Origin of the sequence: Mesorhizobium sp. M4B.F.Ca.ET.143.01.1.1, assembly GCF_004792275.1 — a bacterium.
GTDB classification, from domain to species: domain Bacteria; phylum Pseudomonadota; class Alphaproteobacteria; order Rhizobiales; family Rhizobiaceae; genus Mesorhizobium; species Mesorhizobium abyssinicae.
The window spans coordinates 160,389-181,206 of record NZ_SRSR01000008.1 but is presented as its reverse complement, the minus strand read 5'-3'; the positions used below and the strand labels follow the sequence as shown (position 1 = coordinate 181,206).

Genomic DNA, 20,818 nt, shown 5'->3' with positions numbered 1-20,818 from the left:
GAGAATGGCCGCATCCGATTTCTCCAGCTTGATCGCGGCGGCGGCGGACACGATCGCGGCGCATGCCGAAGAACTAACCGCGCTCGACCAGGCGATCGGCGACGGCGACCATGGGCTCAACATGAAGCGCGGTTTTGAGGCCGTGCGCGCCGAGGCGGACGCTTTCGCGGCAAAGCCGCTGCCCGACGCGTTGAAGGCGGTCGGCACCAAGCTGGTGATGACGGTTGGCGGTGCATCCGGCCCCTTGTTCGGCACGCTGTTCATGGCGCTCGGCAAGGAATTGCCCGCTACGCCGGACCGCGACGGGCTGACGGCGGCGCTGGGCAAGGCCATCGAGGCGGTTGCGGCGCGCGGCAAATCGCAGCCGGGACAAAAAACCATGCTCGACGTGCTGCAGCCGGTGTATGAGGCGCTGGCGCAAGGCAGAACCGGCAAGGAGATCGCCGATGTCGCCGACAGGGCGGCGGACGCCACCGTGCCGATGAAGGCGTTGCGCGGGCGGGCCTCCTTCCTGGGCGACCGCTCGATCGGGCATATGGACGCCGGGGCGCGCTCGACCGCGCTGCTGGTGCGCGCAATCGCTGAAGCCGTCGAGGACCACCAATGAGCAATGTCGGTATCGTCATCGTGTCGCATTCGCCGCTGGTCGCCGAGGGCACGGCTGACATGGTGCGCCAGATGGTGGGTGACGAAGTGCCGCTTGCATGGTGCGGCGGAAACGGCCATGGCGGGCTCGGCACCAGCGTCGAGGCGATCATGGGCGCGATCGAAAAGGCATGGTCGGAGGCAGGCGTCGCCATCCTCGTCGATCTCGGCGGCGCCGAGACTAACTCAGAGATGGCGGTCGAGATGATCGGCGAGCCGCGCTCGCATAAGATCGTGGTCTGCAACGCGCCGATCGTCGAGGGCGCGGTGATGGCGGCGACGGAAGCGTCCGGCGGCGCCTCGCTCAAGGAAGTGGTGGCGACGGCGCATGAATTGTCGCCGTCGTGAATGAACGGGAACCGACTGAATGTCCGCATCCGCCGAAGCCACCGTCCTGATCACCCACACCGTGGGTCTGCACGCGCGCCCTTCGGTGAAGTTCACCAAGCTCGCCAAATCGTTCGCGGCCGAGGTCGAGGTTGCCGTCGCCGCCAACGGCCCCTGGTTCGACGCCAAGAGCATCGTCAAGGTGATGGCGGCCAAGGCGCCTAAGGGAACGCTGCTGCACATCCGGGCCAAGGGCGACCGCGCGAGCGAGGCGGTCGACGCGCTGGTCGACCTGGTGCAGCGCGATTTCGACGAGGATGCGGACCATGCCCGGTCCGCTTGAGACCGACTTGCATGTCCGTCCGGCCGCAAGGAATGCGGACGATGCGCATTGAGGGTATCCCGGCTTCCGCCGGCTATGCCGAAGGGCCGCTGTTCGATCTCGACCGGCCGCCTGCCGCCTACACAAGCAAGTCGAGCGCGGTGGAGGAGATTGCGGCGCTGGAGACCGCGATCGGCAAGGCGGTAAGCCGGCTCAGCGCAATGATCGAAACCGCCGACGGCGATGCCGCCGGCATCCTGGAATTCCATATCGCCATGCTGCAGGACGATGCGCTGAGCGCGCCGGCCTTCGCCTCGATCGGCGCCGACCAGGCCGCCGATGTCGCATGGCGGGCGGCGCTCGACGCCGAAATCGCCGGCTACGACGCGTCAGACCAGGACTATTTCCGTGCGCGCGCCGCTGATCTGCGCGACATACGCGACCAGGTCCTGCGTGCGCTGAGCGAGGACGGAGAACCCACGGCACCCCTCGGCGCCATCTTCCATGGCGAGGACGTCGCGCCGACGCGCTTCCTCGAAATCGACTGGAGCGCCGGTGGCGGCATCGCGCTCAGGGCCGGCAGCACCGCCAGCCATGTCGCCATGCTGGCGCGTGCGCGCGGCGTGCCAATGGTGGTCGGGCTCGGCACCTTCCCGGCCAGCCTAGCAGGCATGGCGTTGCTCGATGCCGAGCATGGCGCGATGGTGCTCTCGCCATCACCGGCCGAGATCGACGCCTTCCGGCAATCATCGTCCGCCTTCGCCGCGCGCCAGGGCGCGGCGCAGTCTTTCCTGACCCGGCCGGCGGTGACCAAGGCGGGCACCGCCGTGCGCGTGCAGGTCAACATCGCCAACCCTTCCGATGTCGACGGCATCGACATCTCGACCTGCGACGGCGTCGGGCTGATGCGGACGGAGTTCCTGTTCGGCAAGACGCTTCCCGACGAGGAGACGCAGTATCATGCCTACCGCAAGGTGCTGGAATGGGCAGGCGGCAAGCCGGTGACCATCCGCACCGTCGACGCCGGCGGCGACAAGCCGGTTGCCGGCTTCACCGTCGCGGAGACCAACCCCTTTCTCGGCCTGCGCGGCATCCGGCTGTCGCTCAAGCGGCGCGACATTTTCCGGGTGCAGATCAGGGCATTGCTGCGCGCCGCCATCCACGGCAATCTGAAGGTCATGTTTCCGATGATCGCCACGCCCGAGGAATACAGCCAGGCCGCCGCGCTGTTCGCGGAGGAGCAGGCGAGCCTCGCCGCGCGCGGCGTCGCGCACACGATGCCGCCGCTCGGCATCATGGTCGAGGTGCCTTCTGTGGCGATTGCGCCGGAGGCTTTCGCAAACGTCGCCTTCTTCTCGATCGGCTCCAACGACCTGACGCAATATGTGATGGCGGCGGCCCGAGACAATGCCGCCGTCACCTACCTCAACTCGGTTCGGCATCCGGCGGTTCTTAGGTTGATGGAAGCGGTGGTGCGCTTCGGACGCGAGACGGAGATCCCGGTCAGCCTGTGCGGTGATGCCGGCGGCGATCCGGCCGCCATCCCGGCGCTGCTCGAAACCGGCCTGCGCGACCTCTCGGTCGCCCCAGCCCAACTCGCAATGGCGAAAGCGGCCATTGCGGAAGTCCCGGTCTAGGCGCTGCATGGCCGAGGCGGAGAAGATACCCGAAGCCGGCTCGGAAGAGGCGATCCGCGCCTACAAGACGATCCTGTCGCACGTCATCGACCAGCGGCCGTCCGGCATGCGCCAGCGGCTGGCGGACGCGCTCGGCAAGCATCGCAGCTTCGTCACCCAGATCTCCAGCCCGGCCTATTCGATCCCGATCCCGTCAAAGCATCTGCCTTCGATCTTTTCCGTCTGCCATTTCAGCCCGGCCGAGCGCGACCAGTTCCTCACCGCCTATCACCAGGCGCATCCGGGCAAGATGTCGGCGGCCTCCGGCCTGCGCAAGACGCGCCATGTCTCGCTCATCGTGCCGGATTTCGGCGACGACAAACAGAATGCGGCGCTCGACCGGGCGATCAACGACTTCATCCAGAAGATCACCAGCATCGCCGGCAAGGGCAGCGGCTAACCAAGCAATTCCAGGAAAAGCAGCGGTTTTCCGTTCGGAATTGCATAAAAATTCGAGACTGTTCCGGGAGGACAGCCATGAAGAAATTCATCAATGCGGTGGACACGGTGCTGACCGAGAGCCTCGACGGCTTCGTCGCCGCCCATTCGGATATCCTTGTGCTGGGTGACGAGCACAAATTCATCCGCCGCAGGGCGCTGAAGCCGGGCAAGGTGGCGCTGATCTCGGGCGGCGGCTCGGGCCACGAGCCGCTGCATGGCGGGCTGGTCGGCCACGGCATGCTGGACGCGGCCTGCCCCGGACAGGTGTTCACCTCGCCGACGCCCGACCAGATGCTTGCGGCGGCCGGGGCCGTCGACACCGGCGCAGGCTGCCTGTTCATCGTCAAGAACTATGAAGGCGACGTGATGAACTTCGACATGGCGGCCGAAATGTCGGAAGGCGTGCTGCAGGTAGTGACCAATGACGACGTCGCGGTCGAGAACTCGTCCTACACGACCGGACGGCGCGGCGTCGCCGGCACGCTGGTGGTGGAAAAGATCGTCGGCGCGGCGGCCGAGCAAGGCATGGCGCTGAAGGAACTCAAGGCGCTCGGCGAGCGCGTCAACGGCGCGACGCGCTCGATGGGCGTGGCGCTGACCAGTTGCACGGTGCCGGCGGCGGGCAAGCCGACTTTCGAGATCGGCGACGGCGAGATGGAATTCGGTGTCGGCATCCATGGCGAGCCCGGCCGGCGGCGGGACGCCCTGAAGAGCGCCGACGCCATCGCCGAGGAAATCTGCGCGGCGATAACAGGCGATCTCGGCGGCCGCAGCAAAGGCCCGGCGCTGCTGTTCGTCAATGGCTTCGGCGGCACGCCGTCTATGGAGCTCTATTTGATGTACAACTGCGCCCGCAGGATCTTCGAGACAAGCGGTATCAGCGTTGCCCGCTCGCTGGTCGGGTCTTATGTCACGTCGCTCGACATGGCCGGCTGCTCGATCACGCTGACCATGCTCGACGACGAGATGACGACCCTGTGGGACGCGCCGGTGCATACGGCGGCGCTGCGCTGGGGGATGTAGCCTCCAGGGATACCTCTTCGCCAAGTCAAATCAGGCGTGAGCTTTGTTGCCGTCGCACTGGTTTCCATGGTGCTTTTCTGCAACCATATTGGCGACACAAGTCCTCCATCGCGCAAACACCGAACGGGTTGATGCTGCCACCACTTGCGCCTGCCGACGAAAAACTGCTGCTGAATTATGCGGACCCCGAGGCCCAGCCGGCCGAGGTTCCCACGGCGGGAACCCTGCTGGCCCTGCTCGACAATGCCGAATTCCACGGCGTTCTGCCGATCATGCTGCGCAAGCTCAAGGAGCGCGGCGACGCCCATTTGCCGCAAGATGCTGCCCTGCTAGCGAGATTGACCGAACTGCGCGAGGCATCGACGCTGGTCACCGGCCAGTCCATGCTGCTGCAGTACCATGGCGAGCGCATCATGAAGGCGATGGCGGCGAAGGCCATTCCGGCGCGGATCGTCAAGGGGCCGGTCTTCGCGCGCAAGCTCTACAAACATGTCTCGGATCGGCCGTTCACCGACATCGACATCCTGGTCGAGCCGGCCAGCATCAACGACGCCAATCAGGTGATCGGGGCCTCCGGCTTCGAGCTCCACAGCGGCGAAGCCCAGTCACACGATTTGCAGGAGTTCAAATGGCTGGAAAAGGAGAATTCGAGCCTGCTGATCGAGCTGCACGGCAATCTGGTGCATGATTCCGGCATGCGGCGGCGGCTGTCGCTGGGTTTCCGCGAATTGCAGGCCATCGACGGCGACGGGACCGACACGCCGGCGGCGCTGCTGACCATCGCCATCGTGCATGCCGCCGGCGGACACAAGTTCCACCGACTGCAGCTATGCGTCGACGTGCTGCAGGGCGTGCGGGCTTTGCCATCACCGGAAGCGGAAGCGCAGTTGCTGGAGGCCGCGCGCATGACCGGCATCGAACTCGAACTGGCGACGGTGCTCGACGTGACCGGCCGGCTTTTCGACGAGGCGCGCGCGCTCGACCTCGCCGACCGGATCAAGCCTGATCTCGGCATCCGGCTGGCCAGGCGGCTGATCACCCGCGAGACCCTGCTCGGCGTCAATTCCAGGGACAAGATGCGCTCGCGGCTGCGCCGCGACGCATTCCGCTGGATCCAGCGGCTGGCGAGGCCGAGGCCGTATCGTGCCTGATCACGCAGCAGCCCCGGACAAGCCGATCTCGGCCGTGTTCATCATCGAAATCACGCCGATCACCGCCCCGATGCTCGCCGGCTGGGTGGAGAAGGGCCACCGCGTCGCCGCGATCGTCGTGCCTGGTCCGCGGCCCGGCAAACAGTCGAGCTTCGGCACATGGCGGCGACGCTGGAGACGCAGGCTTGTGCTTAGGCAGCATCTCGTTCCCGCCGAAGTGCCGGTGATCGAATTCGGCCGCCCGCATGACTGGGCGGCACTGTGCCAACGCCTCGCCGGTTTCAACGCGGACGTCCTCATCACTTTCGGGTTTCCTACCCTTATTCCGGAGACCGTGCTGAAGCTGTTCGCGAAGGGCGGGCTGAACCTGCATCCGGCGCTGCTGCCCAACTACAAGGGCCCGCATCCGATCGCGCGGCTCGTCCTCGATGGGCAAGATGAGACGCATGGCGGGGTCAGTCTGCACAAGATGACGTCCGGCTTCGACGAGGGCGACATCCTGGCCCAGATCGCGTTTTCTCCCGGAGATTGGCAGTCGACGGCGACACTGTCGCGGGCGCTGGCCAGCGGAATGAAAATGCTGGTGGCGGAGGCCGCGCCCGATCACAGCGCCGGCGTGCTCGAAGGCATGCCGCAGCCGGAGGGCACCTTCACCTGGGCGCAAGTCGGCCGCACGCCGGTAGTGGTCGGCAGTCAATGGTCGAGCGCCCATGTCGCCAAGATCTGGCGCGTCGTCGGGCGCGCCGTCGCCCTCTATGTGCCGATAGACGGGAAGCTCGCCCGGCTGGCGCACCCGATCCGCCGGCTCGGACCGGCGACAGGCGAACCGCCGGCAAGGCGGTGGGGCATGATCGAATTCGATTGCGCCGACGGCCGCGTCGCGCATCTTGCCTATAGTGGCTTCGCGCGGCAGCTGACGCGCTGGCAACGCGCGTTCGGCCGGATCCGGCTCGGCCAGCGGTTCTTTGAAATACGCCGCTTTGGGGAGCGGACCGAAGGATCGCGCTGATTCAGGCCGCGGACAGGGTGGACTGGATCAATCGCGCCGCATCGGCCGGCCGCGCGCCCACTTCCAGGGTGAAGGTCGGCACCGTGGTGACCAGCCTGGCGATCGCCGCCAGCCGGTGTTTCTGCACCTGCAGCAGGCCGGTCATGCCGGTCCTGACATTGTCGGCGGCCAGCGCGACCATGGCGTCGGTCCTGGCCATGGGATGAAGCCTGCTCTCGCCATCGGCGGAGCGGGCAAGATGCAGCAGCGCCGAGACCGGCCTGGCGACAATGCTTTCGACGCGCAATATCTCGCCGAGGCGCTCGAGCGACACGGCCTGTTCGCCATTGCGGTCCCAGGAGGGGCCGAGGCAGGGCAAGACGAACGGGACAAGTTCGGCGGTCTTGCGGTGGATCTTCACATGGCGAGGCAGGCCCCAGGCAACGGCCTTGTCCCGCGCCACGTCGAGGATCATGGAATCGTCGGCGCAGAGGCCGAAGCCTTGCGAGGCCAGCGCCAGCGATGTCGTGGTCTTGCCGGTGCCGCTCGGCGCGTGGATGAGGACCACGGCATCGCTGCCCGGCAGCGTCAGGCCGGCGGTGTGCAGCATATACTGCCCACTGGCGTCGAGCGCGGCATCCAGCACCAGCATCCACGCCGTCCAGGTGACCCTGACGCCCGGGCCGGTGCGGATTTCGGCCCGGCGCTGGCCGGCATGGATGGAAATCGTCTGCCGGCCGGGAAAGACCAGGTGGACGACGTCGCCGCCATCGATCATCCGGCAATGGCCGTCCTCGGGCACTTCGCCGTCGAAGGCAAGCGTTCCCTCCGGCGTCTCGGCCAGCGTCGGTGTCTCGACGATGTCGATGCGAAAGCCGGCATCGACGGGTTCGGTGGCGCTCAGGCCCGAGAGCATCCGGTCGAGATCGCGCCAGAGCTCGGCGCGTTCGGCCGATATGCCGACGACCTGACCGTTGAGGGCGTAGCTGACGGAAGCAGTCAAGCGGCGCGCGCCTTTCCGGGCTCGGCATAATGGCGGTAGATTTCGACCATACCGGGAAGGCTGTCGCTGACCACCGGCCGGCCCTCGAGGCAGACCCAGCAATGCGCCGACAGGCGCGGCGCATGCAGCGATTGCGGATCGACGCCGAAGCGCAGGTCCGGATCGAAGCCGGCGAGACGCAGGAAGCGATGGGCGAGCAGGCCCTCCCTCAGGCATCTGCGGTCGCGCATCAGCCAGGGATGCCTGACCGCGCGGTTGACGCTGGCGACGATGTAGGCGGACGGCAGGCCGCGATAGGGAGTCGGCGATGTCAGCGGCGCCCATTTCAGCACCGCTTCGAAGTCGCGCTTGCCGACGAGGGCCGGCATCAGCCGCGCGCTGGCCCACAGATGGGCGCGAAACAACGCCCGCAGCAGCGGCCCGTCAGCCATCATGCACCGGGGTCGGCGAGGATGCCTTCCGCCACCAGTTCCGCGGCAAGCGCCGCCATGTCCTGGTCGAGCATATCCTTGTCGACCTCGAACTCGTCGGAAAGCAGATCGACGATCTGGTCGAGGCTGCGCGCGCCGTCGACCTTGTCGAGAAAGGCTTCGGTGGTGCCGTTGCAAGTATAGAGCTGGCCGCTGCGCGCCAGAAGCACGACGGCGCCATCGCCGACATGCTGCACCGAGGCGTCGTCGGCCAGCCGCAGAACCATCTCAGATGCGATTTCGACCATGGGCCATCTCCAGTCCATGCAAAAATGCTGGAGAGCCATTAGCGCGGCAAGGCGGTGCTGTCCATTGCTCTGACGGCCTGCCCGCGACGGGCTGCGGCCCGGTTGGCGAGGAAAATCACGCGCGTGAGGGTTGCGGCGCAGCGGTCACGGCGGACAGCTTTTCGCGCTTGCTCCACACCGCCCTTTGGTAGGCCTCTTCATGGCAACCCCGGAAACGACCGACGACCGCAACTGACAATGAACGCCATTGCCCGGCAAGCTGGCAAAAACCGGGGGGTGTTGCCTTCTTTCCCCTAAGTAAGCTATGGAATCGCCGGGGTTTGGGGAAAGGGTGACGAGTATGCGTTACAATTGGGATAGGGCTCCGACGGCGTTCGAACGCCATCGGAGAGCACTTGCGGCTGCGATACTGATCGCCGGCGGCGTCGGGTTGATGCTCGCGGCCTTGCCGCTTTAAGCCGGCAAACAGTGCCGACAGTCAGGAACGGTGCCGTGGCACCGTCGCCAGGGTTTGCCTGCCCCGGCCGCGCCGGCGCTGTTCAGCGCGCCTGGCCTGTCACCGCGATGAAGCCGCTGTCGCGACCCCTTCGAAGCCCTGGCTGAAGCGCAGCACCAGCACGGCGATGACCGCCGGCTTGCCCTCGGGCGCGAATTCGTAGGCCTCCGACGGGAGTAGGAGGTCGGGCAGTTCCCCGAGCCCGGCACCGCCTTCTCCTCGTGCAATATCTTCAACGGCTTGCCGTCCTGGCCCTGCAACGTCAGCCGGAAGCCGAGCGCCTTGCCCGATACGCCATCTTGCTGCGTCTCGAAGCTAGCCGAGCAGTCCGCCGTGCTCGCGGCCTGGCCCAACGCATGGCGGGCAGCTATCGGCATGCCAAGGTGCCGGATATTTGCGACCGAGGCGAGATCGGCCATCGACGAAATTCGGGGAAGACATGGCCGGCCGGAAGGGCATAGGCTATTTGGGGGTGGCAAATTTTCCGGGGAGGAAGCTGGATGGCGTCACGCTACCACGAGGTCTATGAGAGCTGGAGGCGCGACCCCGTAAGGTTCTGGGCCGAGGCGGCCAAGGAGATCGACTGGTATTCACCGGCCGAACGCGTCTTCGACGCCGAGGCCGGCGTCTATGGCCGCTGGTTCACCGGCGCGACCTGTAACACCTGCTTCAACGCCATCGACCGCCATGTCGCCGGCGGCCGCGCCGACCAGGTGGCGCTGATCCATGACAGCGCGATCACCGGCACGATCCGGAAATATACCTATGTCGAACTCAAGCGCGAGGTGGTCGCGCTTGCCTCGGTGCTGAAGAACCGGGGCATCGGCAAGGGCGACCGCGTCATCATCTACATGCCGATGGTGGCGGAGGCGGCCATCGCCATGCTCGCCTGCTCGCGCATCGGCGCCGTGCATTCGGTGGTCTTCGGCGGGTTTGCCTCGCATGAGCTTGCCACCCGCATCGACGACGCCAAGCCGAAGCTGATCATCTCGGCATCCTGCGGGCTAGAGCCCGGCCGTGTCGTGCCCTACAAGCCGCTGCTCGACAAAGCGATCGAGATGTCCAGGCATAAGCCCGATGCGTGCCTGATCCTGCAGCGCGAGCAGCTGCGCTGCGAGCTGAAGGACCACTACGACATCGACTATGCCGACGCGGTTGCGCGCGAGCGGGCCGCCGGCGCCAATGTCGACTGCGTTCCGGTGCTGGCCACCGACCCGCTCTACATCATCTACACATCGGGCACGACCGGCCAGCCGAAGGGCATCGTGCGCGACAATGGCGGCCACATGGTCGCCTTGAAATGGACGATGGAGAACGAGTTCGGCGTCAAGCCGGGCGAGGTGTTCTGGGCGGCCTCCGATGTCGGCTGGGTGGTCGGCCACTCCTACATCGTCTACGGCCCGCTGCTGCATGGCGCGACCAGCATACTTTTCGAAGGCAAGCCGATCGGCACGCCGGACGCCGGCACCTACTGGCGAGTGATATCGCAGCATGGCGTGGTGGCGCTGTTCACCGCGCCGACCGCGTTCCGCGCCATCAAGGGACAGGACCCGCGGGGCGAGTTCGTGCCGAAATACGATTTGTCGAAATTCCGCACGCTGTTCCTCGCCGGCGAGCGCGCCGATCCGGAAACCATCAAATGGGCCGAGCAGAAGCTCGCCGTGCCGGTCATCGACCACTGGTGGCAGACCGAGACCGGGTCGCCGATGACCATCAATCCGGCCGGTCTGGGGCTATTGCCGGTTAAATACGGTTCGCCCGGCGTACCGATGCCAGGCTACGACATCCGCGTGCTCGACGATGCCGGCCACGAAGTGGCGCGCGGCACGCTGGGCAATGTCGTGGTCAAGCTGCCGCTGCCGGCCGGCTGCCTGCCGACGCTGTGGAACGCCGACGGCCGTTTCCGTCAGGCCTATCTCGAGGAGTTCCCCGGCTTCTACAAGACGGCCGACGCCGGCATGCTCGACGAGGACGGCTACCTCTATGTCATGGCCCGCACCGACGACATCATCAACGTCGCCGGCCATCGGCTGTCGACAGGCGCGATGGAGGAAGTGCTTGCCGCGCATCCCGACGTCGCCGAATGCGCCGTCATCGGCATCGCCGACGCCATGAAAGGCCAGGTGCCGCTCGGCTTCGTCGTGCTCAACGCCGGCGTTTCGCGCGATACCGCCCTCATTGAAAGCGAGGTGGTGGGACTGGTGCGCGAGCGCATCGGCCCGGTCGCCGCCTTCAAGACGGTGGTGACGATCAAGCGTCTGCCCAAGACCCGCTCCGGCAAGATCCTGCGCGGCACCATGCAGAAGATCGCCGACAAGGAGGAATGGACGATGCCGGCGACCATCGACGACCCCGTCATCCTCGACGAGATCACCGCGGCGCTGAAGGGGCGCGGCATCGGGGTTTAGCCGGCCTGCATCATCGCCTGCAACTGCGGGACCAGCCCAGGCGCAAGGGCGATTGCCAGCCGATGACAGCGAGGCCCAAGACGGCTTAACTGCCGGTTCCCCACGCCTGAAGTAACGAACGAGTAATGTTCGCGCCGGTATGGAAATTCCGGCCGAGCATGATATCGAGGCTTCATGCGTGCCGTGTGACATGCTCCCTGAAACTGGGATAGACCCCTAGCGAGCATCGAGCCTCAATCCGTGAGCCTGTTCCAGCGATCGAGACGACCCCGGACCGCGCCGCGCGACCGCCTGGAAATGGATATGCAGGACACGGTCGTCTATGCAATCGGCGACGTGCACGGCTGCTACAACGAATTGCGGTCGCTGGAGCAGAAGATCCTGCTCGATGCGCTGCCCTTTCGCGGCCGCAAGATCATCATCATGCTCGGCGACTATGTCGACCGCGGCCCGAACTCGAAGCGCGTGCTCGATCATCTCGTCGCGCCGGCGCCGAAAGGTTTCCTGCGCGTCTGCCTGGCGGGAAACCACGAGGTCGCGATGCTCGGCTATCTCGACGGCTATCTGTCGCGCGAGCTGTGGCTGGCGATCGGCGGGTTGGAGACCCTCTATTCCTACGGAGTCGACCCGGCGCGGCTCTCTGACCTCTACGGCTCAAGCGACGAGGTCGACCGGCGCATCCGCGAAGCCATTCCCGCCAGCCATGTCTCCTTCATGCGCACACTGCCGGTGATGGTCTGCTCGCGGAAATTCGTCTTCGTCCACGCCGGCATCAGGCCCGGCATCGACCTCGTTGACCAGGACGAGGACGACCTGCTCAACATCCGCACGGAGTTCTTCGAGCAGGCTCACCTCCTCGACCGCTGGGTGGTGCATGGCCACACGATCGTCGATGCGCCGAAGTTCGAGGGCCACCGGCTCGGCATCGATACCGGCGCCTTCCGGAGCGGCCGGCTGACCGCGGTCAGGATCGTCGGCAAGCACGGCAAGCTGCTGTCTTCGGCGAGTTAAGGAAGAGCACGGCGTCGCCGCTCTCAGATCGGCGCAAGCTCGGCCTCGGCGGCGGCGCCATAGGACAGCAAGTCGCCCTGCCATTTGCTGCGCTTGAGGAACTGTTCCCAGGTCAGCGCATTCGGATCGATCTTCCGACTCCAGGTCAGATCGCGCCCGGGAGCATAGTAGCCATATTCGACGGCATATTCGACCATGCCCACCAATTCGCGCACCAGATGCTCGTTGCTGGCGAAACCCGGAAAATGGCGCAACAAGTCTTCGCGCGAGTATGCAGAGGCGTAGCGCGCGCGCTTGCCGGTGACGCGCACAAACGTGTCCACCATTTGCTGCGCCGAGATAAACTCGCCGATCACGGGCAGCGCCTCCCCGGCGTATCGCGCGGGGTGATCGAAGATCTCGCGCACCGCTGGACCGGCCGCAGTGAGCGGGTCGCAGAACGGCACGGGGACGTCCGGAGGCAAGTATATGGCGAAATCTATGCCGTCCTCCACACCTTGCGGCACGTAGTATTCCAGGAAATTGGTGTAATAAAACGCCAAGTATACAAACGAGCTGCGAAGGGGTAAGCTGCGGATGTAATCCTCTACCTTTGCCTTGTCCGTGAAATGCGGTGCCCACTTGGTGCCGCCGGTGATCGCTTCGACATTTTCGAGCGCGCTGAAAACCACGTGTTCGACACCAGCGGCCACTGCCGCGTCGGCCAACTCCTTTCCGAGGTTGAGTTCGGGTTCCGCCGGCGGCACCTTGACGATCGGCGGCGTCATCAAGAACGCCCCGGCCGAACCTCTCAGTGCTTCGGTCAGTTCGGCCTGCCGGCCGAGTTCCAGGGGCGCCACCACGACCTCGGCCCCCTTCTTCGCCAAGGCTTGCGCTGGTTGGCTGTCGAGACGTCGAGTCAGGGCGCGCACGCGGTAGCGTCCACTGTCGAGCAGGGACTTGGCGACGCTGCGACCCTGCTTGCTCGAGGCCCCGACAACTGTGATCAGGGGTTTGGAGGTATCGATCTGGCTCATGCTGATTATATCCCGGCTTGAGGGCGAAATCGCTTCGGCCCCGGACAGACGACCACGCCTGGCCGCCGAAAAGCGTGCCGCGACGTTTGGCTCAGCAAGAGTCTCGGACGATTCTACGTATTTTTGAAATCGCATAAGTGATCGGCTACTATCCATTCCATGGATACCAAACGCCTTGATCTCAATCTGTTGGTTACGCTGGAGACGCTGCTGATCGAGCGCAACGTCACGAAGGCGGCTGCCCGACTGCATCTGAGCCAGCCAGCGGTAAGCGCCCAGTTGAACCGCCTCAGACAAGAGTTCGACGACCAACTGCTGATTCCCGCCCAGCGAGGGATGACGCCGACGGCCAAAGCAATGGAACTGCTCGACCCGTTGCGCCAAACCCTTGATCAAGTTCGCGCCACGGCCAGCTCGCATCGGAACTTCAATCCGGCGAAGGCCAGGCTGATCTTCGCGATTGCCTGTACGGACTATCTGCAAGCTGCGATAGTCAGGCCGCTTGTCGTGGAGCTCAGGACGCTAGCACCGGGCGTTCGCGTTGCGATACGCAATCTGGACCTGCCGCAATTGGAAGCGCAGATGGCGCGCGGTGATGTGGATTTGGCACTGATGACGCCGCAGGAGGCCCCGCAAGGTCTTCGCGCTCGACATCTATTCGATGAGCGCTACGTGCTTATCGGCCGCAAGAAGCATCCGCGGCTGCGGGAAGGAATCACGGTCGCTGAATTTGCCGAGTTGGAGCAAGTGGTCGTGTCCCTGGAAGGCGGCGGCTTCGCGACACCGGTAGACAGTGCTTTGGCCGCTCTCGGACACAAGCGTAATGTCGTGCTCTCCGCGGCTTCGTTCCTGTTCGTCCCCGAGATCGTGTCTCGCTCGGATTTCGTCGCGCTGGTCCCGGAACGGCTGGTGCGTGATTCCGTGGACAAGCTTGACGTGATGGACTGTCCGTTTCCCGTTGAAGGCTTTGCGGTGGGAATGGTGTGGCATGAGCGCAGCCATGGACACAGCGGCCAGCGCTGGATCCGTGAGACCGTAGTCTCGCTTGTCGCGCATGAATCCTCGTCTCGGGCGCGCCATGGTTCCAACTAGACCGGTTCGGCGTTCATTGAAACGCCGAACCGCTCTGTCTCTTTGGCGCGATTTCGGACGGAAAACCGTCCACGCCTTTTCAGGAATTGCGTCACGCAGCCTGTTTGGTGCGCGCGTCCGACTTCTCCAGATAGTAGGTCGAATAGCGGTCGAAGAATTTCTCGGAGCCACCGAGCGATCCGTATTTCGCCAGCCGCTTCAGATCGACCTTGTTGAGCACGGCGCCAATGATCTTGTTGGCGACGTAGGGCTCCGATTCCAGCATCGAGCGCACCATGGCGCGCGGCGTGCGGCCCCATTCGGTGACCAGCACGAATCCGTCGACGAGCGGTGCGAAGGCCTTGGCGTCAACCACGGGACCGAGCGGCGGCAGGTCGACGACGATGTATTCGAACGTTTCCTTGGCGTTGTCGATGAAGCGGCGCATGCCGGCCGAGGAGAGCAGCTCGCTGGTGTGCGAGAACTGGCCGCGCAGCACCGCCGGGATGATCGCCAGCTTGGTCTGCCGGTCGACCTTGCCGACCGACTGCCAGGTCTGGCCGCTGACCACCGCTTCCATCAGCCCTTGCTCGGTTTCCATGCCAAGGCTGCGGCTGAGGCCGGGATTGCGCAGATCGCCATCGATCAGCAGCGTCCTGGCGCCGTTGGCGGCCAGCAGCCCCGCCAGATTCGCTGCCACCGTCGACTTGCCCTCGCCGGGCAGAAGCGAGATCACGCCGATGACGCGGCTGCCCTGACCTTCCATCACCACGTCGAAGGCGATCTTGGCGTTGCGCAGCGTTTCGGCGAACATCGATGCCGGCGCATCGATGCTGACCCGCATGCGCGCCCGTTTCTCCGCCGCCGACAGGCTGGCGACCTTGGGATCGGTTTCGGCGTCGTCGGGCTTGTTGTCCTTGCCGGACCTGCCGCCGCCGATCGTCGGCAGGTAGCCGAGGAATTTGAGGCCGACGCGGTCGCGGATGTCGTCGCCGGTCCTGAAGAAGCGCTCGTTGAACTCGTTCAGGCCGCCAAATCCGGCGCCGGCCAGCACACCGAGCACGAGGAAGAGCGCCAGCACCTTGGACGTGCGCGGGCTGGCGGCGGAGAGCGGCATCGTCGCATCGGAAATGATGCGCACCTTGCCGACCGGGAAGGACTGCTGCTGCGAGGCCTCCTCATAGCGGCCGAGGAACGTCTGGTAGAGCGTGGTGAGCGCCGTCGCCTGCTGGGTCAGATCGCGCAGCTTGACCTGCGACTGGTTGTCGATGGAGCTCTTGCCGGCCGCGTCGGCGATCTTCTGCCTGAGCGCCGTCTCACGTGTCTGAGCCACCTCGTACTCGTTGCGGTAATTTTCGGTAAGCTGCTTCAACTCGCCGAAGATCTGCGCCGACACATCGGCCTTCTCCTTGGCAAGCGCCACCGCCTGGGGATGGTCCGCGCCATAGTTGGCCGAAACGTCCTGCAGCCGCTTGGCGATGGCGAGATAGCGGGTCTTGAGCGTCGTGATGACCGAGCTGCTCGGCTGATCGCTCGCGATGGCGGAATCGTTGAAGGCGTTGTCGGAGCCGCTGTCGACGATCGCCTTGTATTGCTGATAGCGGGCGCTGGCGCGAGCCGTGTCGGCCTGCGCGACGATGAGCTGGGCATTCAGGTCGGCGAGCTGCTTGTCGCTCATCAGCTGCCCGTCGCTGTTGGCGGACAGTCCGTGCTCGGCCCGGAACATCTCGACCGCCATCGACGCCTTCTGCGAGCTTTCGCGAAGCTCCGTCAAGCGGCCCTGCAGCCAGACCGCCGCGCGTTCGGTGGCGTCGAAGCTGGCGTTGAGCTGGTCGGCCAGATAGGCCTCGGAATAGGCCTTGGTGATCGCCGTCGCCAGCGCCGGATTCGGCGACTGGTAGGCGATGGCGATGACGTAGCTGCGGCCGTTGCGCTGCGCCAGCACCTCGTTCTGCAGCTTCAGCACGGCGTAGTCGTGGCTCGCTTCCTTGATCATGGCGTCGCGCGTGGCGGCGTCGACATTCTCGATGCCGGGGAGCTGGTCGGCGGAGCTGCTGCGGAAATAGCCGATCACGCCGCGCACGAAACCGATGCCCTTGGCCAGAGCCGATTGCGGCGGGTTCATGAAGTCCTGGTTCTGGTCGAGCTTCAGCTTGTCGACCACCACCGAAGCCAGGCGCGCCGAGTTGATGATCTCGATCTGGCTGAGCAGGGCGGCGTCCGTCTGCATGGTGACGGAGGCGGCGGAGATGTCGTCGACGACCTTGTTCAAGCCCTCGTCGATCAGGACGCTGGCGACCGACATGTACTGCTTGGGCGTGGTCTGCAGATAGAGCACGCCGAGGAACAGGCCGATGACGGCGCACACCGCCACCACCTTGACCTGCCGCGCGGCCATGCCGAGCAGGCGTTCGATGTCGATGAAGTCCTCACCTTTTTCCGCGTCCGCGCTGGGCAATGGCATCCTCTTGTCGAGGGGAAAATTGGCATAGTTCATCGTCGGTCCAATTCCAGGTTGCAGGCTCTATCGGCCTTCGAAGATTGGCGTCGTCACCAGAAAAGACCACGCAACATTCATGCCAGAAAGCGCTTGGCCGGGTCGGCCAAGCGCGGCGGCGTTTGTCGCGCCATCATCGATACGCATATGCACCCAAAAGATGGGCATTATGCGGCTTCTTCCCGGCGCTCGTGCGTCCGGACGAATTGCTGCAGCATCTCGAAGACCGGTCCTTTCATGTCGTCGCGCGCAAGCGCAAAGGCGATGGTGGCCTCGATGAAGCCTTCCTTGGAGCCGCAGTCGAACATGCGGCCATTGAAGGGCTGGGCATAGAAGGACTGGCTCTGCGCCAGCCGCACCATGGCGTCGGTGAGCTGGATCTCGTTGCCGGCACCGCGCTGCTGGTTGCCGAGCAGGGCGAAGATCTCCGGCTGCAGGACATAGCGGCCGTTGATGTAGAAGTTCGACGGCGCATTGGCGGGCGCCGGCTTCTCGACCATGGCGGTCACCTCGAAGCCGCTGCCGATCTCGGCGCCGCGGCCGACGATGCCGTATTTGCTGGTCTCGCTCGGCTCGCAACGCTCGACGGCGATGACGTTGCCGCCGGTGCGCTGATAGAGGTCGACGGTCTCGGCAAGGCAGCCGCGGCCGCCGAAGGAGACCATGTCGGGCAGGAGCAGGGCGAACGGCTCGTCGCCGATCACCTCGCGCGCGCACCACACCGCATGGCCGAGGCCCTGCGGCGACTGCTGGCGGATGAAGGAGGTGGCGCCGGCGACGGGCAGCAGGCTTTCCAGCAACTGCAACTGCGCCTTCTTGCCGGTCTGCTCGAGGGTCCCGATCAATTCAGGATGCAGGTCGAAATAGTCCTCGATGACCGCCTTGTTGCGGCCGGTCACGAAGACGATGTGCTCGATGCCTGCCTCGAAGGCTTCGTCCACCGCATATTGGACGACCGGCTTGTCGACCACGGGCAGCATTTCCTTCGGCATCGACTTGGTCGCCGGCAGGAACCGCGTTCCAAGCCCCGCCACCGGTATGACTGCCTTCCTGACTTTCTTCATCGCATAGTCCTTTTGAGAAGATCGATTTCAATATGCCGCAGGCTCCGAACCCACTCTCCGTCAGCCCGCACTCTCACCTCCCCGCCCCACGGCAAACTGTGCCGCAACCCTTCGCAGCCGGACGGCGATCGGCATGCTCATATGCCTGACCGCCGCCGGATCACTGAGCGCCGTCCATATCGCCTTGAGCGGCGACCGCGCCTTGATGTGCTGGACCAATGACAGGAACGAAGCCGCCCGGCGCAGGCTGCGGCCGCGCCTCAGGAACGCAGCCTGCGCCTTGCCTTCTATGGAATTGGAATAAGTGCTCGCGAAAGCGGCATCCGCCCCAAGCATCGCCTCGACATGATGCAGCTCCAGCACGCGGGAGATCGATCCGGTACGGATGTGGTAGACGTAGCCGGTCGTCGGCTCGACCACACATTTGCCGCCCCTCGCGAGCGCGCTGGCGAGCAGGATGTAATCCTCGCCGATGATCAGCTTCTCGTCGTAGCGAAGGCCGTTCTCCTCGAGGAAATCGCGCTGGAAGATCGGCTTGAGATAGCCGAGATTGAAGCGCGACTCGAAGACGATGTTGCCGGCGATGTAGTCGGCGAGCGAGATTTCGGCCAGGCCCTCGAGATAGTCGGCCGGGAACATCGTGTCCTCGGGCACGCCGTCCTCGCGCACGACCTGGAGGTTGTCGACCGCGATCACCGCGCCCGCCTTCTCGGCCCGCGCGATCATCGTGCATATCCGGCCGGGATAGACGGCATCGTCGGAATCGAGCACCGCCACCCACCGGCCCCGCGCGGCCTCGAGGCCGGCGTTCCTGGCGCCACCGGGGCCGCGATTGCGCTGAAGCGCGACGACGCGCACGATGTCCTCGGGATAAGAGCGCGCCACGTCGAGCGTCCGGTCGCGCGAGCAGTCGTCGACGACAATGACCTCCACGGAAACGTCGCGCTGGGCCATGGCGCTGGCGATCGCCCGGTCGAGCGTTGCCTCGGCGTTGTAGGCGGCGATGACGAAGCTGACGTCAGGCTGCATGCTTGCCCCCCTGCTGCGGCGAGGACAGGCCGTACTGGCGGATCTCGCGCACGCCGACGAGGCCACTGACGACGCCGACATGCATGATGCCGCGCAGCACGCTGCGGTTCCTGCGCACCGGGCTGATCGCGGTCAGCGCCGCCATGGCGAAGCAGTAGGCGGCCTTGGCCGAGGCGAGGCCGACTTGCGCGACGCGCCTGATGCCGCTCGCGCCGTGCCCGATGAGGTGCCCGTGCGTCTGCCCGAAACGGAAGCGGCGGCGGCGCAGCCAGTCGAAGGCCGCCCTGGCATGCGGCACGACTTCCTCGACCAGCGCATCCGGCGCAAAGGCGATGCGGCCGCCGTCCCTGACCATGGTGTCGAAGAACTCGGTGTCCTCGCCGCCGGTCTGGCCACGCGCCAGGCTGAAGCGGCGGCCGCGCAGGCTCGCTTCGCTGGTTCTCAAGAGGACATTGCAGGTATAGCCGGTGCGGATCTCGCCGCGCACCCAGACCGGCAAGGTCGAGTGGAAATCGCCCTCGCGCATCCAGGCCGGCGCTTCCGATCCGTAGCGCGCCCGCACCGGCCCGAGCACGGCGGTGGCGCCGCTCGCCTCGGCAGTCGCCACGAGCTCCGCCAGCCAGCGCACCGAAGCGGTCTCGTCGTCGTCGATGTAGGCGACAAGATCCGACACGCTGGCGTCGAGGCAGGCGTTGCGGGCGATCGAGATGTTGCGCGCCGGCGCGTGGCGGTAGCGGATCGGCAGCTTCAGTTCCTGCGCCAGCGCCTTCACCAGCGGCTGGGCGCTCGGCTGGTCGTCATTGTCGGCGACGACCACGCCGATCTCGAAGCCGGCGGGCTTGTCCATGGCGGCGATGGAGCGCAGCGTGTCGGCAAGCTCGGGCCGCCGGAACGTGCAGACGCAGATATCGATGGAGCGGGTGTTGCCGGCCATCACGCCACCCCGCGCTGCGATCGGCGCCCCAGGAGCTGCAGCCAGAAGCCGACGGACCAGCCGAAATGCATGACCATTGCCGACACGCCGACAAGCGTAAGGCCTGGGTTACGCTGCCGGATGGCGGTCGCGAGGCCATAGCCGAGGCAGACCGCCGCCCACACCATGAACGGCACCGCCGCCAGCCAGTGGACGAAGGAGAAGGCGGCAAGCAGGACGACCGGGAACACCAGCAGCGGGATCATCTGCCGCAGCTTGGGCACCATGCGGTGCTTGAGCACGTTCCTGGCGCGGCCGCGGCCGTAGCCGAGATACTGGAAATAGAGGCTCTTCAGCGACGAGCGGGGATAATAGATCATATGCGTCCTGCCGCTCATCCAGATGCGGTGGCCGGCCTGGCGCAGCCGGTAGTCGAGCTCGGCATCCTCATTGTGGCTGAAGGTCTCGTCATAGCCGCCGACCGCGGAGAAGGCCGCTATGCGCATCAACGCGTGGTGGCCGTGATCGACCCATTCGCCGGCCGACTGATGCCGGTGCTTGGAGCCGCCGGTGCCGAGCTTGGAATTCTGTGCCGCCGCCACCGCCTTCTGCACCGCCCCGGTGCCGCTGGTCAGCATGGAGACGACGACCGAATCGGCGCCGGTGGTCGAAGCCTCCTCAACCAGCCGGTCGCAATAATCGTCAGGGTAGCCGCCATGCGCATCGATGCGGATGAGGTAGCGCGCGCCATCGCCATGGCTGGCGACCGCGAGATTGATCGCGGCACTCTGGATGCGCTTCGGATTGTGCATGAGCACGACCCGCGCATCCTGCCGGGCGATCCCCTCGACGATGCCAAGCGTCCCGTCGGTGCTGCCGCCGTCGGCAACGACGATCAGGGCGCCGAGCCTTTGCGCGGCGGGTCGCAACTGCTCGAGCAGCGCTCCGATATGGGCGGCCTCGTTCAGGCACGGAATCACGATCAGATTCGATGCAGGCACTGCGTTTGACGTCATGCG

General features: G+C 65.5%; 20 protein-coding genes. 11 read left to right on the top strand and 9 right to left on the bottom strand.

Features of this window, described 5'->3' with window-relative positions; translation table 11 throughout:
- Positions 1 to 4: 4 nt before the first annotated feature.
- The 8 genes from dhaL (at position 5) to EN786_RS21155 (ending at position 6,594) form a co-directional block, all read left to right on the top strand.
- Entirely contained in the window at positions 5 to 607 is a 603-nt protein-coding gene (gene dhaL / locus EN786_RS21190; RefSeq protein ID WP_127309344.1) for a dihydroxyacetone kinase subunit DhaL, read from the top strand.
- Positions 604 to 993 (top strand): dihydroxyacetone kinase phosphoryl donor subunit DhaM, encoded by a 390-nt coding sequence (gene dhaM, locus EN786_RS21185; RefSeq protein WP_127287338.1) that lies wholly within the window; start codon positions 604 to 606, stop codon positions 991 to 993. The genes dhaL and dhaM overlap by 4 nt, the downstream gene beginning before the upstream one ends.
- A gap of 19 nt (positions 994 to 1,012) precedes the next feature.
- The gene (locus tag EN786_RS21180; protein ID WP_127287337.1) at positions 1,013 to 1,315 is read left to right on the top strand and encodes an HPr family phosphocarrier protein; all 303 of its coding nucleotides are present in this window, start codon (positions 1,013 to 1,015) and stop codon (positions 1,313 to 1,315) included.
- Positions 1,316 to 1,356: 41 nt separating this feature from the next.
- A complete protein-coding gene (gene ptsP / locus EN786_RS21175) occupies positions 1,357 to 2,931 on the top strand; it encodes a phosphoenolpyruvate--protein phosphotransferase (protein ID WP_189340305.1) in 1,575 nt (524 codons plus the stop codon).
- 7 nt (positions 2,932 to 2,938) lie between these two features.
- A complete protein-coding gene (locus EN786_RS21170) occupies positions 2,939 to 3,370 on the top strand; it encodes a hypothetical protein (protein ID WP_127309342.1) in 432 nt (143 codons plus the stop codon).
- A gap of 77 nt (positions 3,371 to 3,447) precedes the next feature.
- Positions 3,448 to 4,434 carry a dihydroxyacetone kinase subunit DhaK gene (dhaK, locus tag EN786_RS21165; RefSeq protein ID WP_127309341.1) on the top strand — a complete coding sequence of 329 codons (987 nt, stop codon included), beginning with the start codon at positions 3,448 to 3,450 and terminating at the stop codon, positions 4,432 to 4,434.
- A 131-nt stretch (positions 4,435 to 4,565) separates the two neighbouring features.
- The gene (locus EN786_RS21160; protein ID WP_127309340.1) at positions 4,566 to 5,585 is read left to right on the top strand and encodes a nucleotidyltransferase family protein; all 1,020 of its coding nucleotides are present in this window, start codon (positions 4,566 to 4,568) and stop codon (positions 5,583 to 5,585) included.
- Positions 5,578 to 6,594 carry a formyltransferase family protein gene (locus EN786_RS21155; protein ID WP_127309339.1) on the top strand — a complete coding sequence of 339 codons (1,017 nt, stop codon included), beginning with the start codon at positions 5,578 to 5,580 and terminating at the stop codon, positions 6,592 to 6,594. The genes EN786_RS21160 and EN786_RS21155 overlap by 8 nt, the downstream gene beginning before the upstream one ends.
- 1 nt (position 6,595) lies before the next feature.
- On the opposite strand, the gene EN786_RS21150 is transcribed toward EN786_RS21155, so the two are convergent.
- From EN786_RS21150 to EN786_RS21140, 3 genes are read right to left on the bottom strand one after another with little or no spacing between them, the layout of a single operon-like run.
- Positions 6,596 to 7,576, bottom strand: a complete 981-nt coding sequence (locus EN786_RS21150) for a serine kinase (RefSeq protein WP_127309338.1) — start codon at positions 7,574 to 7,576, stop codon at positions 6,596 to 6,598.
- Complete coding sequence (locus EN786_RS21145; protein WP_127309346.1) at positions 7,573 to 8,007, bottom strand: lasso peptide biosynthesis B2 protein; 435 nt, start codon at positions 8,005 to 8,007, stop codon at positions 7,573 to 7,575. Before EN786_RS21145 ends, EN786_RS21150 begins: the two co-directional genes overlap by 4 nt.
- Positions 8,007 to 8,294 carry a PqqD family protein gene (locus EN786_RS21140; protein ID WP_127309337.1) on the bottom strand — a complete coding sequence of 96 codons (288 nt, stop codon included), beginning with the start codon at positions 8,292 to 8,294 and terminating at the stop codon, positions 8,007 to 8,009. The genes EN786_RS21145 and EN786_RS21140 overlap by 1 nt, the downstream gene beginning before the upstream one ends.
- A 996-nt stretch (positions 8,295 to 9,290) precedes the next feature.
- Here EN786_RS21140 and EN786_RS21130 point away from each other — a divergent pair.
- Both EN786_RS21130 and EN786_RS21125 read left to right on the top strand, forming a co-directional pair.
- Positions 9,291 to 11,198, top strand: a complete 1,908-nt coding sequence (locus EN786_RS21130; protein ID WP_127309336.1) for a propionyl-CoA synthetase — start codon at positions 9,291 to 9,293, stop codon at positions 11,196 to 11,198.
- 303 nt (positions 11,199 to 11,501) lie between these two features.
- Entirely contained in the window at positions 11,502 to 12,209 is a 708-nt protein-coding gene (locus tag EN786_RS21125; RefSeq protein WP_245478161.1) for a metallophosphoesterase family protein, read from the top strand.
- A 23-nt stretch (positions 12,210 to 12,232) separates the two neighbouring features.
- On the opposite strand, the gene EN786_RS21120 is transcribed toward EN786_RS21125, so the two are convergent.
- The gene (locus tag EN786_RS21120) at positions 12,233 to 13,225 is read right to left on the bottom strand and encodes an NmrA/HSCARG family protein (protein ID WP_127284766.1); all 993 of its coding nucleotides are present in this window, start codon (positions 13,223 to 13,225) and stop codon (positions 12,233 to 12,235) included.
- Positions 13,226 to 13,384: 159 nt separating this feature from the next.
- On the opposite strand from EN786_RS21120, the gene EN786_RS21115 reads away from it, so the two are divergent.
- Positions 13,385 to 14,317, top strand: coding sequence for a LysR family transcriptional regulator (locus EN786_RS21115; RefSeq protein ID WP_135908820.1), 933 nt, complete (start codon positions 13,385 to 13,387; stop codon positions 14,315 to 14,317).
- Between the two features lie 91 nt (positions 14,318 to 14,408).
- Here the strand turns inward: EN786_RS21115 and EN786_RS21110 are convergent, their stop codons facing one another.
- From EN786_RS21110 to EN786_RS21090, 5 genes are all read right to left on the bottom strand, one after another.
- Positions 14,409 to 16,793 carry a polysaccharide biosynthesis tyrosine autokinase gene (locus tag EN786_RS21110; protein WP_127284768.1) on the bottom strand — a complete coding sequence of 795 codons (2,385 nt, stop codon included), beginning with the start codon at positions 16,791 to 16,793 and terminating at the stop codon, positions 14,409 to 14,411.
- Positions 16,794 to 16,960: 167 nt separating this feature from the next.
- Entirely contained in the window at positions 16,961 to 17,857 is an 897-nt protein-coding gene (gene galU, locus EN786_RS21105; protein WP_127309334.1) for a UTP--glucose-1-phosphate uridylyltransferase GalU, read from the bottom strand.
- Between the two features lie 60 nt (positions 17,858 to 17,917).
- The gene (locus tag EN786_RS21100) at positions 17,918 to 18,886 is read right to left on the bottom strand and encodes a glycosyltransferase family 2 protein (RefSeq protein ID WP_127287326.1); all 969 of its coding nucleotides are present in this window, start codon (positions 18,884 to 18,886) and stop codon (positions 17,918 to 17,920) included.
- Complete coding sequence (locus EN786_RS21095) at positions 18,876 to 19,820, bottom strand: glycosyltransferase family 2 protein (protein WP_127309333.1); 945 nt, start codon at positions 19,818 to 19,820, stop codon at positions 18,876 to 18,878. Before EN786_RS21095 ends, EN786_RS21100 begins: the two co-directional genes overlap by 11 nt.
- Positions 19,820 to 20,815 carry a glycosyltransferase family 2 protein gene (locus tag EN786_RS21090; RefSeq protein WP_127287317.1) on the bottom strand — a complete coding sequence of 332 codons (996 nt, stop codon included), beginning with the start codon at positions 20,813 to 20,815 and terminating at the stop codon, positions 19,820 to 19,822. The genes EN786_RS21095 and EN786_RS21090 overlap by 1 nt, the downstream gene beginning before the upstream one ends.
- Between the last annotated feature and the right edge of the window lie 3 nt (positions 20,816 to 20,818).